17 protein-coding genes are annotated in these 14595 nt (G+C 66.1%); 8 read left to right on the top strand and 9 right to left on the bottom strand.

From position 1 onward, the window contains the following. The first annotated feature begins 43 nt into the window (after positions 1–43). On the top strand, positions 44–1015 hold the full coding sequence (gene pstC / locus HWX69_RS03535) for a phosphate ABC transporter permease subunit PstC (protein WP_178915733.1): 972 nt from the start codon (positions 44–46) through the stop codon (positions 1013–1015). A gap of 1 nt (position 1016) precedes the next feature. Continuing rightward, complete coding sequence (gene pstA / locus HWX69_RS03540) at positions 1017–2786, top strand: phosphate ABC transporter permease PstA (protein ID WP_178915734.1); 1770 nt, start codon at positions 1017–1019, stop codon at positions 2784–2786. A 4-nt stretch (positions 2787–2790) separates the two neighbouring features. On the opposite strand, the gene HWX69_RS03545 is transcribed toward pstA, so the two are convergent. The 3 genes from HWX69_RS03545 to larB form a co-directional block, all read right to left on the bottom strand. Continuing rightward, the gene (locus tag HWX69_RS03545; protein ID WP_178915735.1) at positions 2791–3051 is read right to left on the bottom strand and encodes a GIY-YIG nuclease family protein; all 261 of its coding nucleotides are present in this window, start codon (positions 3049–3051) and stop codon (positions 2791–2793) included. Between the two features lie 62 nt (positions 3052–3113). After that, entirely contained in the window at positions 3114–3260 is a 147-nt protein-coding gene (locus HWX69_RS18460) for a DUF7563 family protein (RefSeq protein WP_463605609.1), read from the bottom strand. Positions 3261–3377: 117 nt separating this feature from the next. After that, positions 3378–4148: a nickel pincer cofactor biosynthesis protein LarB gene (gene larB, locus HWX69_RS03550; RefSeq protein ID WP_178915736.1), complete on the bottom strand. Its 771-nt coding sequence runs from the start codon at positions 4146–4148 to the stop codon at positions 3378–3380. Between the two features lie 260 nt (positions 4149–4408). Here larB and HWX69_RS03555 point away from each other — a divergent pair, with 260 nt between their 5' ends. Continuing rightward, a complete protein-coding gene (locus HWX69_RS03555; RefSeq protein WP_156709429.1) occupies positions 4409–4576 on the top strand; it encodes a DUF1931 domain-containing protein in 168 nt (55 codons plus the stop codon). 68 nt (positions 4577–4644) lie between these two features. On the opposite strand, the gene rpiA is transcribed toward HWX69_RS03555, so the two are convergent. Then, the gene (gene rpiA / locus HWX69_RS03560; RefSeq protein WP_178915737.1) at positions 4645–5322 is read right to left on the bottom strand and encodes a ribose-5-phosphate isomerase RpiA; all 678 of its coding nucleotides are present in this window, start codon (positions 5320–5322) and stop codon (positions 4645–4647) included. A gap of 85 nt (positions 5323–5407) precedes the next feature. On the opposite strand from rpiA, the gene glmM reads away from it, so the two are divergent. Continuing rightward, positions 5408–6718, top strand: a complete 1311-nt coding sequence (glmM, locus tag HWX69_RS03565; protein WP_178915738.1) for a phosphoglucosamine mutase — start codon at positions 5408–5410, stop codon at positions 6716–6718. A gap of 34 nt (positions 6719–6752) precedes the next feature. Here the strand turns inward: glmM and HWX69_RS18465 are convergent, their stop codons facing one another. Together HWX69_RS18465 and HWX69_RS03570 are read right to left on the bottom strand one after the other, a co-directional pair. After that, the gene (locus tag HWX69_RS18465; protein WP_418766777.1) at positions 6753–6911 is read right to left on the bottom strand and encodes a DUF7563 family protein; all 159 of its coding nucleotides are present in this window, start codon (positions 6909–6911) and stop codon (positions 6753–6755) included. Positions 6912–7036: 125 nt separating this feature from the next. Continuing rightward, the gene (locus HWX69_RS03570; RefSeq protein WP_178916594.1) at positions 7037–8131 is read right to left on the bottom strand and encodes an aminotransferase class V-fold PLP-dependent enzyme; all 1095 of its coding nucleotides are present in this window, start codon (positions 8129–8131) and stop codon (positions 7037–7039) included. Between the two features lie 103 nt (positions 8132–8234). Here HWX69_RS03570 and HWX69_RS03575 point away from each other — a divergent pair, with 103 nt between their 5' ends. From HWX69_RS03575 to HWX69_RS03585, 3 genes are all read left to right on the top strand, one after another. Further along, complete coding sequence (locus HWX69_RS03575) at positions 8235–9017, top strand: alpha/beta fold hydrolase (protein ID WP_178915739.1); 783 nt, start codon at positions 8235–8237, stop codon at positions 9015–9017. A gap of 93 nt (positions 9018–9110) precedes the next feature. After that, entirely contained in the window at positions 9111–9803 is a 693-nt protein-coding gene (locus HWX69_RS03580) for a type 1 glutamine amidotransferase (protein ID WP_178915740.1), read from the top strand. Positions 9804–9879: 76 nt separating this feature from the next. Further along, a complete protein-coding gene (locus tag HWX69_RS03585; RefSeq protein ID WP_178915741.1) occupies positions 9880–11040 on the top strand; it encodes an acyl-CoA dehydrogenase family protein in 1161 nt (386 codons plus the stop codon). Between the two features lie 12 nt (positions 11041–11052). On the opposite strand, the gene HWX69_RS03590 is transcribed toward HWX69_RS03585, so the two are convergent. Beyond that, positions 11053–11838 carry a DUF7089 family protein gene (locus tag HWX69_RS03590; RefSeq protein ID WP_178915742.1) on the bottom strand — a complete coding sequence of 262 codons (786 nt, stop codon included), beginning with the start codon at positions 11836–11838 and terminating at the stop codon, positions 11053–11055. A 6-nt stretch (positions 11839–11844) separates the two neighbouring features. Next, positions 11845–11934: an adenosine deaminase gene (locus HWX69_RS18470; protein WP_218644659.1), complete on the bottom strand. Its 90-nt coding sequence runs from the start codon at positions 11932–11934 to the stop codon at positions 11845–11847. An 82-nt stretch (positions 11935–12016) separates the two neighbouring features. Between HWX69_RS18470 and HWX69_RS03595 the strand changes: the two genes are divergently transcribed. Beyond that, entirely contained in the window at positions 12017–12406 is a 390-nt protein-coding gene (locus tag HWX69_RS03595) for a RidA family protein (RefSeq protein WP_178915743.1), read from the top strand. Positions 12407–12712: 306 nt separating this feature from the next. On the opposite strand, the gene HWX69_RS03600 is transcribed toward HWX69_RS03595, so the two are convergent. Next, positions 12713–14467 (bottom strand): Cdc6/Cdc18 family protein, encoded by a 1755-nt coding sequence (locus tag HWX69_RS03600; RefSeq protein ID WP_218644660.1) that lies wholly within the window; start codon positions 14465–14467, stop codon positions 12713–12715. Positions 14468–14595: the final 128 nt, after the last annotated feature.

Consider the following 14595-nt stretch of genomic DNA (forward strand, 5'->3'; position numbering starts at 1 on the left):
ACCGGACCGCTGACGGGAGTGGCCGATTCCGGAGGGACGAACCGTGAGCGACGCCCCCGATGGACCGGAGTTACAGCGGTCCAACGGCTGGCAACGACTCCGCGAGGGAACCTACGGCGGACTGTTCGCCGTCTGTGCGCTGCTGTCGGTGTTCACCACCGTCGGCATCGTCGTCACGCTGTTCGTCGACGCCTCCGCGTTCTTCGGCGCGTACTCGGCCGTCGACTTCCTGACCGGCTTCGAGTGGAGTCCGAGCAACCGGATATTCGGCATCGTGCCGCTGGTGTTCGGCACCTTGGTCGTCACGATTACCGCAGCACTCATCGCCTTGCCCATCGGGACGCTCACCGCGATCTACCTCTCGGAGTACGCCGACCCGCGCACGCGGTCGATACTGAAGCCGCTGTTGGAGATACTGGCCGGCGTGCCGACGGTCGTCTACGGCTACTTCGCACTCGTCTACGTCACGCCCGCGCTCCGGGCGACGCTGTTTCCCGGAATCAGCACGTTCAACGCCTTATCGGCGTCGCTGATGGTCGGCATCATGACGATTCCGATGGTCTCCTCGATTAGCGAGGACGCCATGAACGCCGTTCCGGACGAACTTCGACAGGCCGGCTACGGCCTCGGCGCGACGAAGTTCGAAGTTTCGACCGGCGTCGTCGTCCCTGCGGCCGTCTCGGGCATCGCCTCCTCGTACATCCTGGCGGTGTCGCGCGCCATCGGCGAGACGATGATTGTCGTCGTCGCGATGGGCGCACAGGCACGGTTGCCGCCCGTACAGGAACTGCAGGTCGTCGGGCTCGGGATCCCGTTCATCCACCCCGCGGACGTGTTGCTCGAACCGGGACAGACCATGACCGTCGCGATGGTTCAAATCGCCGGCAGCGACTTCACCGGCGGCACCATCGCCTTCGACAGCCTATTCGCTATCGGACTGACGCTGTTCGCGATTACGCTACTCATGAACATCGTAAGCGACCGCATCGCGGCACGCTACCGGGAGGAGTACTGAGATGGCGACCGAAAACCGAACCGTCGAGGGCTTCGGCGACGTGAGCAAACTCAAGGGACGCGTCTTCGAGGCGCTGTCGCTGACCGCATCGGTCATCGGCATCCTCGCGCTCGCGGTGTTGCTCGTCTACGTCACCATCGACGCCTTCGACCTCGCCTCGGCGAGCGATGAGTGGTTCCTCTCGTACTTCCTCACGTTGGTCGTGCCCGTCTTCGCATTCCTGCTGTACAGCGCCGACGACCGTCAAGTGACGAAACGGACGCTGCTCGGACTGGGCGGCGGCATGGTCGCCGTCTTCGGGGTCTTCCAACTGCTCTCGGTAGTGGGGTTGTCGGTGCCGCGGCTCTCGTGGCCGCTCGCGTACATGTTCGTCGTCGCCGTCCCGATTGGAAGTTACACTGCGTACGCGGGGCTCCAGCGCCCGCTCGGCGCCGTCGGGATGGGCTTGCTGGGACGCATCGTCGGCGGCATGGGTATCGCCGTCGCCATCACCGCGCTGTTCGTGCTGGTCGACGTTTACCAGTGGTTCCTCGCGTACTCAGTCGGCGTTCTCCCGGCAGTCGGCATCTACGCCGCGGCCAAGCTCAGGGGATACGGCCGGCTCGTCTACCTCGCACCCATCGTCGGCATCGGCGGACTCCTCGCTTCCTGGCCCCTCCGGGGCGCGTTGGTCGTCTTCCCGAGTACATGGCTCATCTACGTGTGGACGCTGGCCGTTCCGGTCGGCGTCGCCGCCGCAGCGCTCGTCGCCCGGCGGCGTGGTACCGTCGCCGCTGCGCTCGCCTTCGTCATCGCCGTCGGTGGGACCGCCGCGACCGGCTTCGGCGCCGGAACGCTCGGCGTCGGCCCCAACGGGGTCGTCCTGCTGTTCGTCACCGCCGCGGTTCCGGCCGGGCTGTACACCGACCGGATCGTCCAACAGCGTCGAGGCCGGGGCGGGCTTCTGTTGGGAGTACTCATCGGCGCCGGCATCGTGGCGGGAACGCTCCTCGTCGATGCCTGGGGCGTCGCCGGCCCCGACCCGTGGCTCGACGCCTCCTTCGTGACGAGCGCCCCCTCTCCGATTGCGTCCGAAGCCGGGCTCTATCCCGCCATCATCGGTTCGATATTCGTCATCACAATGGTCGCCGTGCTGTCGTTCGCGCTGGGTGTCGGCACCGCCGTGTTCCTCGAAGATTACACCGCGGACACGGGCGCAGTCGGCGCGATAACGCGGCTGATTCAGGTCAACATCTCGAACCTCGCGGGCGTTCCGTCCGTCGTCTACGGCCTGCTCGGATTGGGGCTGTTCGTCAACCTCCTCGGACTCGGCTTCGGGACCGTCGTCGTCGCTTCGATTACGCTGTCGCTGCTCATCCTCCCCATCGTCGTCATCTCCGCACAGGAGGCCATCCGGTCGGTCCCCGACGACATGCGTCAGGCCTCCTACGGGATGGGCGCGACCCGCTGGCAGACGACGAAGAACGTCGTCCTGCCCGAGGCGATGCCCGGCATCCTCACGGGGACCATCCTCTCGTTGGGTCGGGCCATCGGCGAGACGGCACCGCTCATCATGATTGGCGCCCCGACGACGAACTTCAGTCCGCCGACGGCGCTGTTCGACCGCGTCAGCGCCATGCCGATGCAGATTTACGCGTGGTCCAGTTCCGCGAAACCCGAGTTCCAGTACGGCGTGATGGCCGCCGGCGTCGTCGTCCTGCTCGTGGTGCTCATCGGGATGAACGCGACGGCGATACTGATTCGGAACCGCTACGAGCGAAGCGACGGCTGAACGCTCACTCCTCGAAGACGAGTCGCTCCTTTTCGGCCCGCGAAAGCTGCTTTATCTCGTACTCCCGGGACATCGCCGCGGACTTCGAATCGAAGGACTCGGTGTAAACGAGTTCGACCGGCGTGCGACCGCGGGTGTACTTCGCTCCCTCGCCGGCGTCGTGTTCTTGGACCCGCCGCTGTACGTCGGTGGTGTAGCCGGTGTACAGCGACCCGTCGACGCACTCGATGACGTACACGCAGTGGTCGACTGAGTCGCTACTCATTGTCGGCGTCGGTAGAACGAGGCACCCTGTGGTTGGAACACAGTGCTACGACCGCAGGGCCGTTACTCGTGGGCACGGTCTCGCGAAACCTCGGCGATGCCGGCGTTCGCAGAGCAGTTCGGACAGGCATGCACCCGTCCGCCTTCGTCCGCGAACACCCGGGCAAACCGGTCGGAGACGTGCGCGTCACAGTGGTTACACCTGGGCATTCTGGCCGCCGACGCGGATATCCCTCGTCGGCTACCTTTTAGTTGGTTCTCTAGACACAAATACCCTCGCCAAACCGTACCATACAGCCGGTTTTCGGCCATGTTAGCACGGTCGAGTCACGACTCCGAACGGGCCGACGACACCGTCCGTGCGATGAGTCCCGCCTGCGACCCGGCGGTGAAGCCCGCATCGACGTTGACCACCGTAATCGGCGTACAGGACTGCAACATGCCGGCGAGGGCGGCCTCCCCGCGCCCGCCGTGGCCGTACCCCGTCGAGACGGGCAACCCGATGAGCGGCACGTCGACGAGCCCCGCGGCGACCGTCGGAAGGGCGCCTTCCCGGCCCGCCGCGACGATTAACACGTCCGCCGCACGGAGTTCTTCAAGACGGTCGAACAGTCGAGCGATACCGGCGACGCCCACGTCGTCGACGAACTCGACGATCGCGCCCATCTCCTCGGCGACGACCGCGGCCTCCCCCGCAGCGGCAGCGTCGGAGGTCCCCGCCGTGACGACGGTGACGTTCGCATCGAGGTCCGGCGCCTCGTACTCCGGTGCGTGGACGACCAACGTTCGGGCGCGGGCATCGCGTTCGGTGTCGGCGTCGGGAACCTCGTCGGCCAACCGAGTTTTGCAGGCGTCGACCGCGTCGTCGTCGGCCCGCGTGACCAACGCGGCCCCGGTCGTCTCGACCGCTGCAGCGGCCATCGACGCCGTCTCCTGGGGCGTCTTGCCCGCCGCGAGTATCGCTTCGGGAATTCCGGTTCTGGACTCCCGGGCGGCGTCGAACCGCCCCGCCTCCGTTCGTGCGTAGCCGCTGAGTTCCGCCTGCGCCTCGGCGGGCGAGAGTTCGCCGTCGGCGACCGCATCGAGTATGTCGCGCATGGAAGACGTTCGTGGTCCCGAACGGGAAACTCTCGCGGTTCCGTACGCGACCGATACCGGGAATTACCGTCAGCGCGCGCGAGACGGGACCTACCGCCCGAACGGCCCACATCGAAGCCGACTAGCCACAAAGGATACGTAATCCGGGGAACTACCCCCTGGTTCATCCCGGTTCTTCACGGCTAAACCGGCAGTAGAAGCGGCGAGACCGCCCACGATTGGGAACTTATATAAAGGACCCCGGACAAACCGCGGCTTGTATGGCAGACCTAATCGTCAAAGCCGCTGTGAAGGAAGCGCTGGATGACATGAACGTTGCCTCCGACTTCTACGACGCCCTCGACGAGGAAGTCGAGGAGATCCTCGAGGACGCCGCCCGGCGTGCCGAGGCCAACGACCGGAAGACGGTCCAGCCGCGCGACCTGTAAGGTCGAGAACCTCCGTTCCGTTTTTTTGACGCAGCGACCGAAAGCGGCGGCGCCGTTGACGGGAATCACTACCGGCGAACGTCGACCGCGTCGCCGCCCACGTGAATCTCGTCGGCCAACCCGACGAACAGCCCGTGTTCGACGACGCCCGGGAGCGCCGAGAGGTCGGCCGCGAGCGCCTCCGCGTCGGCGATAGCGCCGAACGCACAGTCGACAACGAGGTTGCCGTTGTCGGTGACGACGGGGCCGTCTTTCCGTTCGGCCGCGCGGAGTTCCGGCGTCCCACCGAGGGCCGCCAGTTCCCGTTCGACGACGGGGACCGCATCGGGAAGTACCTCGACCGGGACGGCCGCGTCCAGCGGTTCGGCCAGTTTCGTCTCGTCGACGACGACGAGGAACCGCTCGGCGGCGCTGTCGACGAGTTTCTCGCGAGCATGGGCCGCACCGCCCCCCTTTATCAACTCGAAGCCGGCCACCTGGTCGGCGCCGTCGATGGCCACGTCTGGCGTTGCCTCCGCGAGCGTCGTCAGCGGGATGCCCACTTCCCGAGCGAGACGGCGGGCGCCGTGTGAGGTCGGGATACCGCGGATGTCGAGGCCCGAATCCACCCGCCGACCGAGTTCCCGGATGGCGTAGGCGGCCGTCGACCCCGTCCCGAGGCCGACGACCGCGCCGTCGGAGACGGTGTCGGCGGCGCTCTCGCCCGCACGGCGCTTGGCGTCGTCGGTCCCGCCCTGCTGTTTCATGTGCGCGAGTCGTGCCGACGCGGAAAAAGCCCTTGCGGTGGCTGACGACGGTCGGGTTTTTGACCGCCGCGAGCGATGACCGGATATGTTCGGAACGAGCGGCATCCGTGGACCCGTCGGAGAGGTCGTGACCGCCGAGTTGGCGCTGCAGGTGGGGCGGGCGGTCGGCGTCGAGACCGATCGGGTCGTCGTCGGCCGTGACGCCCGCGACAGCGGCGCCCTCCTCGTCGATTCGCTGACCGCCGGCCTCCGCGAGACGGGTACCGACGTAATCGATTTGGGCGTGGCGGCGACGCCGACGGTCGGCCGCGCCGTCGGGTGGCGAGGGGCCGACGCCGGCGTCGTCGTGACCGCGAGTCACAACCCACCCGAGGACAACGGACTGAAACTGTGGCAACCGACAGGACAGGCCTACGGGGCCACCGACCGCGAGCGCATCACCGAGCGCATCGAAGCCGACGACCCCGAGTTGGTGGCGTGGGACGGTCTGGGAACCCGAGTCTCCGGCACGGAGCGAGAGCGACACGTCGAGGCACTCGTCGAGGCCGCTGGCGGGCCGGACGCGCTCGACCTCTCGGTTGCCGTCGACCTCGGCAACGGTGCCGGCGGAATCAGCGCCGACGCTCTCATCGAGGCCGGCTGTGACGTGGAGACGCTAAACGCCCAACCGGACGGTCGGTTCCCGGGACGACCCTCGGAGCCGACCCCGGAGAACTGCACTGCGCTCTCACATCTCGTCGCCGGGGGCGACTACGAACTCGGAATCGCCCACGACGGCGACGCCGACCGGATGCGGGCGGTCGCCGACGACGGAACCTTCCTCTCGGGGGACACCCTGTTGGCGCTGTTCGCCGCCGACGCAGCCGAGGCGGGCGATTCCGTCGCCGTTCCCGTCGACACCAGCCTCGCAGTCGAGGACTTCCTCGCCGAGCGCGACGTGGGCGTCGTCCGAACGCCGGTCGGCGACGCCTTCGTCTCGGAGGCCGCAGCCGAACCGGGGGTTGCCTTCGGCGGCGAACCCTCGGGAGCGTGGATTTGGCCCGAAGAGACGCTGTGTCCCGACGGTCCGCTGGCGGCGGCGCGAATCGCTGCCCTCGCCGCTGACAGGCCGCTTTCGGAGCGTATCGACGACATCCCGACGTACCCGATTCGGCGGGCGAACGTCGAATGCGAGGACAAATTCGCCGTGATGGACGGCGTCGAACGGCGCGTCAACGACGCCTACGACGACGTGGAGACGATGGACGGCGTCCGCGTCGGAACCGACGACGGGTGGTTCCTCGTGCGGGCCAGCGGGACCGAGTCGCTGGTCAGGGTTACTGCCGAGGCACGGGACGCCGACCGCGCCGAGGAACTGCTACAGCGGGCGCTGGAACTGCTCGAAGCGAGTCGGTGAGAACGGCGGAGAAACGGTCAGAAGCCGGTGTCGGTCACGTGCGACGGGTCGAACGCGCCTCGCGAACGTCCGAGCCGTCGCGAATCTTGTCTTCGCACTGGGGGCAGACGCGTGGATTCTCGATTCCGTTCGGCGTGAAAACCCGTGCGTACGCTGCCGTCACGAACGCGCCACAGTTCTGGCATTCCGGCATGTCAGGTAGGTTGGACCCGACACACATAATAATAGCGTGTGAACGGATGTCGAACCGCGAGGGAGAACCGCTCGAACGCCCGAAAACCGAAGTTTCGTCCGTGAAGGACCGTGAACGTTACAGTTTCACAACAACTCCAACAGCGCGTCGACGTCGGCCGCCGTGTTGAAGGCGTGGACCGACGCGCGAACGTCGCCCGACGGAACGTCGCGGACCGCGACGCCCGCCTCGCTGGCTCTGGCGACGAACCCCTCGGCGTCGTCGGCTTCGAAGGCGACGAGCCCGGATTCGTAGGCCTGCGGCGAGACGAGTCGGTCGCCCAGCCCCCCTTTCAGTCGGTCGGTCAACCGCTCGATGCGCGACTCGACGGTCGAAAAGCCGATTTCGGAGAGCGTATCGAGACCCGCGACGAGACCGGCGTACGGCGCGACCGAACTGGTCGACACCTCGAAGCGGGCGGCCTCGGGTTTGTACTCGAGGTCAGGACCCGTCGAGTCGACCGTCCCGCTGTAGCCGATGTGTCGCGGCCGGAACTCCGCGATGGAGTCGGAGTCGACGTACAGAAACCCCGCCCCCCACGGCCCGAGCAGCCACTTGTGGCCCGAGGCACACACCGCGTCGGCGCCCCACTCCGTCACGTCGATGGGGTGTTGGCCGACGGTCTGAACCGCGTCGACGACGACGAGCGCTCCCTCCTCGTGGGCGATGTCGACCGCCTCCGAGACGTTCAATCGCGTCCCGTGGAGCCAACTCTCCGAACTGAGACAGACTAACCGCGCGTCGGCGACCGCCTCGCGGTAGGCATCCATCGGGAGTCGCCCGTCGGGACAGGGGACGGTGACGACCTCGATTCCCTCCGCTTCGAGTCGACGCCACGGGAGGACGCCGGAGGGGTGTTCGAGGTCGGTCCGGACCACCCGGTCGCCGGCGCTCCACTCGACGGCGTTGGCGATTCGACTGATGCCGTCACCCGTCGAGGCGACCAGCGCCACGTCGGCGGGGCGACAGCCGAGATACGCGCCGATGTGCTCCCGGGCGGCGTCCTTCGTCTCGGCGGCGGCCTCGTAGTGGTCACTCCGGCAGGCGTCGAACTCGTGGCTCCGCTGGGCCTCGACCGTCGCCTCGACGACGTGTCGGGGACTCGGCCCGCTCGCGCCGGTGTTCAGGTACACGCAGTCGTCACACGCCGGAATATCCGCGCGGAGTTCCTCGGGGGTCATGTCGCGGGCTTGGCCCGCCGGCGGCAAGTGTGTGCCGGCGAAGGCGTTCGGACGGTCGTCGGGGAACACAACGCGCTTGAGGCTACCGCCCGTCGGAGCGCGTATGCCGACGGTCACGACAGACGGGACGACCCTGTACTACGAACTCGCCGGCGACGACGACCAGCCGACGGTGGTCTTCGTCCCCGACGCCGCGAGCGGCCCGTGGCTGTGGGGGTGGCAGGCACCATCGCTGACCGGGCCGTATCGGACGCTCGTCTACGCGCCGCGCGGCACCGACGGCTCCGATTCCGCGGCGCCGTACACCGTCGACCGGTTTGCCGCCGACCTGGAGGCCATCCTCGCCGCCGCCGACGTTCGGCGCGTCCACCTCGTCGGCGCCGGACTGGGTGCGATGGTCGCACTCCGGTACGCTCGGGAGTACGGCCGCGCCCGCTCGCTTTCGCTGTTCGGGGCGGCCGCCTCGGGTGACCACGTCGACAGCGAGACGCTGGCGACCCTTCACCCGGCCGACCCGACGCGGCTTCGGGAGTCGCTGGCGCTGGCGTTTTCCGACCGATTCTTCGCCGAAACCGGACTCATCGACCGCATCGTCGAGTGGCGCCGCGAGGAAGACGCCACCGGCGAGGCCCGAACCGGACACCTCGAAGCGGTCCGCTCCTTCGAGGCCGGCCCGCTGTACGAACTGACCCTGCCGACGCTGGTGTGTCACGGCGTCGACGACCCCATCGTTCCAATCGAAGCCGGGCGGGACCTCACCGAGGACCTCCCGCGGGGCCGCTTCGAGGCCGTCGAGGGCAAGCGGTTCTGCTTCGTCGAACACGCCACAGCTGTGACGGACGCGATAGACGATTTTATCGACGAGACGGCTGCTGGCGACGATTGAGCGACGGTTCGGTCGGACGAGCGGCGTCACAGGTCGGCGCGAACCTTCCCGGCGGCGCGGCCCTTTTGACCGTGGCTGTGATACCGGGTAGTAATGCGACCACGTATCGCGCTGTTGGACGCCTCCCACGGCGACCCCAACACCTCACGGAACTTCCGACGGGAACTCGACGCCGACCTCTCGGTGTTCGGGGTTTCGGAGGGCCGACTTCCGGAGGGGTACGACTTCGACGGCGTCGTCGTCTCCGGGTCGCGGTCGTCCGTGTACGCCGACGAACCGTGGATAGAGGCGACCAGAGAGTGGGTTCGCGGCGCAATCGAACACGACCTGCCGGCGCTCGGCATCTGTTGGGGCCACCAGTTGCTCGCCGACACCCTCGGCGGCACGGTCGAACCGATGGACGAGTACGAACTCGGCTACCGAACCGTCGAGCACACGGGTGACGACATCTTCGAGGACATCCCCGAGTCGTTCACCGTGTTCACGACGCACTCGGATGCAGTGACCGAACTCCCCGACGGGGCCGACCGCATCGCCGAAAACGACTACGGCATCCACGGCTTCCGTCACGGTCGGGTGTGGGGACTGCAGTCCCACCCCGAGTACGACCCCGAAACCGCCGAGGATGTCGTCCGCGGAAAAGACCACCTCGCCGACGAGCTCATCGAATCGGTCTGTGCCGACATCACCGAGGAGCGCTACGCCGAGGCGCTGGCGGCGAAGGATATCTTCGAGAACTTCCGACGAGCGGTAACTCACACGACCGAACCCGCTGCAGACGACTGATTTTTTCCGCGGCCGACCGTCGACAACTCCGACTGCGTGGCCGAGCGTTTTTGGTGGTGCACTCCAAGGGGTTGGTATGTTGGATTACGTGAACTTGGAGGCGGACCTCACCGAAGAAGAGCGGATGGTCAGAGACACCGCTCGTGACTTCGTCGAGGACCGCGTCAAGCCCGACGTCGGCGAACACTGGATTGAGGGCACCTTCCCGAAGGAACTCATCACCGAGATGGGCGAGTTGGGCTTTTACGCGCCGAACCTCGACGGGTACGGTCTTCCGAACCTCTCGGAGCGCGCCTACGGCATCCTGATGCAGGAACTGGAAGCCGGCGATTCGGGGCTTCGCTCGATGGCTTCCGTCCAGGGCGCCCTCGTCATGTATCCGATTCACTCCTTCGGTAGCGAAGAACAGAAGGAGGAGTACCTCTGGGACCTCGGGTCGGGCGAGAAGGTGGGCTGTTTCGGCCTCACCGAACCCGAACACGGCTCGAACCCCTCGGCGATGGAGACCCACGCCGAAGCCGACGGCGACGGCTACGTCCTCAACGGCGCGAAAACCTGGATTACGAACTCCCCCATCTCCGACGTGGCCCTCGTCTGGGCGAAGGACCGCTCCGACGACGACACCGTCCGCGGGTTCCTCGTCGACACCGACAAGGCGGGCGTGACGACGAACAAAATCGACGAGAAACTCTCGCTTCGCGCGTCGATTACGGGCGAAATTCACCTCAACGACGTCCGCGTCGAGGAAAGCGACGTCCTCCCCGGCGTCGAAGGGATGAAGGGGCCACTTTCGTGTCTGACCCAGGCGCGGTTCGGCATCGCCTGGGGCGCCGTCGGCGCCGCACGGGACTGCTTCGAGACGGCCCGGCAGTACGCCACCGACCGCGAGCAGTTCGGCGGCCCCATCGCGCGGTTCCAACTGCAGCAGGACAAACTCGCGGAGATGGCCACCCAGATTACGCTCGCCCAACTGCTCATCTACCGACTGACCGACCTCAAGGAGCGCGGCGAGTTGCGGCCCGAACACGTCTCGATGGCCAAGCGGAACAACGTCCGCATGGCACGGGACCAGTCACGCATCGCCCGTGAGATGATCGGCGGCAACGGCATCACCGCCGACTACTCGCCGATGCGGCACATGACGAACCTCGAAACCGTCTACACCTACGAGGGCACCCACGACATTCACACTCTCATTCTCGGCCACGACCTCACCGGCTTCCAGGCGTTCCAATAGCGCCGAGGAGAATCAGTCCCCGCCCAACGCCTCGAACGTCTTCTCGGCCCACCGGACCGCGAAATCGGCGCCGTGGTCGCGGTAGGCATCCGTGTTCAACGCCGCGAACGGCGTCGGGATATCGACATCGTGTTTGACCGCCGCACAGGCCAGTTCGGCGCCGTCGGCGAAGTCGGTGCGTCCCCTCGCGACGTCGCCGGAGAGGCCGGACAACCGCGGTTCGAGGCGCTCCCCGGCGTCGACCCACTCCTCGTACAGTCTCGGGTACTCGTCGTCCCAGTTCTCGAAGACGTCGCGGGTGTGCAAACCGACGTAGGCGTCGAACAGCGCCGCGGCGAGTTGGTAGGTGTCGGCCGACGACAGCAGCACCGCCTCGTCCAACGCGGCGTATCGGTCCTCGAAGAACCCGAGGAACTGTTCCGGGAGGCCCGTGCCGATTTCGACTACGGCGTTGGCGATGAGGAAATCGATGAACCCCTGTGGTGACCCCTCCAGTCGCGGTTTGACGAAGACGACCGGCGGGTCGGTCTGTCGGGTCCACGCGACGCCGCCGTCGCCCGGCGCGCCGATGGTGAACTCCCCACCCGCGATTCGGTGGAGCGTTTCGGGTGCGTCGTCGGGAACCCACGCCTCGGGGTAGGCAAGCGGGTCCAGCGAATCGACTATCGGGAGGAGGTTCTCCGCGACTTCGGGCGGGAGCGTCTCGAAGTCGCCCTCCGTGTCGAGGACGATTGTCCCGGGAGCCTGCGCTTCCCGGAGCGCTTCGAGTTCCCCGTCGAGTTCACGTGGTTCGAACATCCCGCCTCACGCCATCGAGATGACGACGAGCAACGCGAGGGCGACGACGACCGAGACGCCGACCGTTCCGAGGACGACTTTGGTGGCCTGACTCATATGCGAGCGTTCCGCGGGAACCCGTTTAAAGCCTTCAGTTCCGTCGCGTCGGAGTTATGCGGTCGGCGCCACGGCAGGACGTATGGAACGGAACCGCGTCTCCACGGGCACCGAATGGGAACCGAAGGTCGGCTACTCCCGAGCGATTGCCGTCGACGACAGAATCCTCGTTTCGGGGACGACGGCAACCGACGAAGACGGCGACCCCGTCGCGCCCGGCGACCCGGAACGACAAACCCGCAGAGCGCTGGAAATCGTCGTCGACGCCATCGAGGACGCCGGCGGTCGTCGCGAGGACGTGGTTCGAACCCGGATGTACGTCGTCGACGCCGACGACTGGGAAACGGTGGGTGAGGTCCACGGCGAGTTCTTCGGGGACGTACGCCCCGCCTCGACGATGGTCGAGGTGTCGAGTCTCATCGGCCCCGAGTACGTCGTCGAGGTTGAAGCCGAGGCCGTCGTCGGCGGGTAAGGATACGATTCTCCATACGAAACGAAGGGGTTCAGTAGAGGACGAGCATCCGCGAGCGAACGGAGTGACCAGCTCGTGCCCGCGGTGCTTGTGAATGCTATTGTACGCCGAGCGATAGCGAGGCGTTTCACCACGCGAGCGCCCCAGGCGCGAGCGTGGGACCAAGGGTCGACCATAGGGAGGCCCGCAGTGTCTTTTTCATCGACGTTCGTCAGAGCAAAGCTCTGACGCAGCCCATCAGAAATCTTCGATTTCTGAGGACGTTTTTGCCGCGAGGCGCGCAGCGCCGAGCGTGCAAAAAGGTCGTTAGTTGTCGAACCGCGCCTGCACGAACGGTTGGGCTTCCTCGACTTCACCGACCCGGGAATCCGAGAGGAGGACGGCCTCGGTTTCGTCGAGCGGAACCGAGAGGCTGATTTCCTTCGTTCGGCCGTAGCGACCCTTCGAGACGACGACGGCGTTGACGATGCCGAGCATGTCGAGTTCGCTGATGAGGTCGGTGACGCGGCGTTGGGTGAGCACGTCGGCGTCGATCTCCTGACAGAGTCGCTTGTAGATGTTGAACACCTCGCCGGTGTTGATGTTGTGGACGCCGTTTTCCTCCAAGAGGATGGTGGCATAGAGGACGAGTTTCGACTGGGTCGGGAGCGTCCGAACGACTTCGACGACGCGGTCGAGTTCGATTTTCTCCTGGGCGTGACGGACGTGTTTCTCCTCGACGGTCTCAGTGCGGTCGCGTTCGGCGAGCTCACCCGCGGTTCGAAGCAGGTCCAGCGCCCGACGGGCGTCGCCGTGTTCCTGTGCGGCGAAAGCGGCACACAGTGGAATCACGTCATCAGAAAGCGTGTCGGGTTTGAACGAGATTTCCGAACGGTGTTGGAGGATGTCCCGGAGTTGTGTCGCGTCGTACGGCGGGAAGACGATTTCCTCCTCGCCGAGACTGGATTTGACGCGAGGGTCGAGAAAGTCGGTGAACTTCAGGTCGTTGGAGATGCCCATAATCGACACCCGGGAGTTCTCTAACTCGGAGTTCATCCGCGAGAGGTTGTAGAGCGTGTCGTCGCCCGACTTCTCGACGAGTTTGTCGATTTCGTCGAGCATGATGACGACCACGCGCTCGTGGTAGTCGACCGCGTCGAAGAACGTCGAGTACACCCGGTCGGTCGGCCATCCCGTCATCGGGACGGGTTCGAACTCCTCGAGGTCGTCTTCGAGGTCCCGAATCTTGGTTTCGACCGCCGCGACGCTGTCGAACTCGGTGTCCTCGAGAACCGAGGGGTCCGCCGCGGCGTCGTCTCGAAGGTCGTCGAGTTCGTCGAGTCGGCGCTCGATGTAGGCCTCGTTTTTCTCGATGAACTTGTTCGCGAGCTGTGCGAGCACGCGGTACTGGGTGTCGGTCACCTCGCAGTTGATGTACTCGACCTCACAGGGGACCTCGTACTTCTCGGAGGTCGTCTCCAACTCCTCGGAGACGAACTTCGCGCTGGCGGTCTTTCCGGTCCCCGTCTTGCCGTAGATGAGAATGTTCGACGGCGTCTCCCCGCGCAGGGCCGTGACGAGGATGGTCGCCATGTTGTTGATCTGCTCCTCGCGGTGGGGGAGTTTCCGCGGGGTGTAGGAGGGACGGAGTACCTCCTTGTTCTCGAAGATGGGTTCGCCTTCGAGCAAGTCGTCGAACAAGCCACGAGAGGCCTCGTCGGCCTCCTCGTCGGCGGCGGCGTCGAGGTCGAGGTCCTCCAAATCGACATCCCCGGAGAACCCGTCGACGCTGCGTCCCTGTGTGTCGACGTCCGTGGCGTCGACGCTGGCGTCGACGGCCGACCCCTCCGCTTCCGGTGGAGAATCACCGTCATTTGGGGCTATTTCTTCGGATTCCGGTGCCGGTACCTCCCCCTCACCAGTCGCCGGGTCGGTCCTCTCGGACCCATCCGTCGCTGTCGAGGCCGAGTCGTCGGTGGAGCCACGGCTCTCCTCGGTGGTCGAGGTACCTACGTCCGAGTCGTCGGATACCGCCGAACTATCACCTCCGTCAGTTGATGTGTTCGAATCGTCGTCTGTCATCGTTCTGAACCCCCCTGTTTCAGGTGGAACGTCCCTGCGCGACGGCCGAGCAGGCCAGAGAGAGGCGATAGACGCCTGCTGTGTGGAATCAGGTCGAATTCGGCCGTCCAATTGATGCAGGGGAACCG

The sequence above is a fragment of the Natronomonas gomsonensis genome (assembly GCF_013391635.1).
Taxonomy (GTDB): Archaea; Halobacteriota; Halobacteria; order Halobacteriales; family Haloarculaceae; genus Natronomonas; species Natronomonas gomsonensis_A.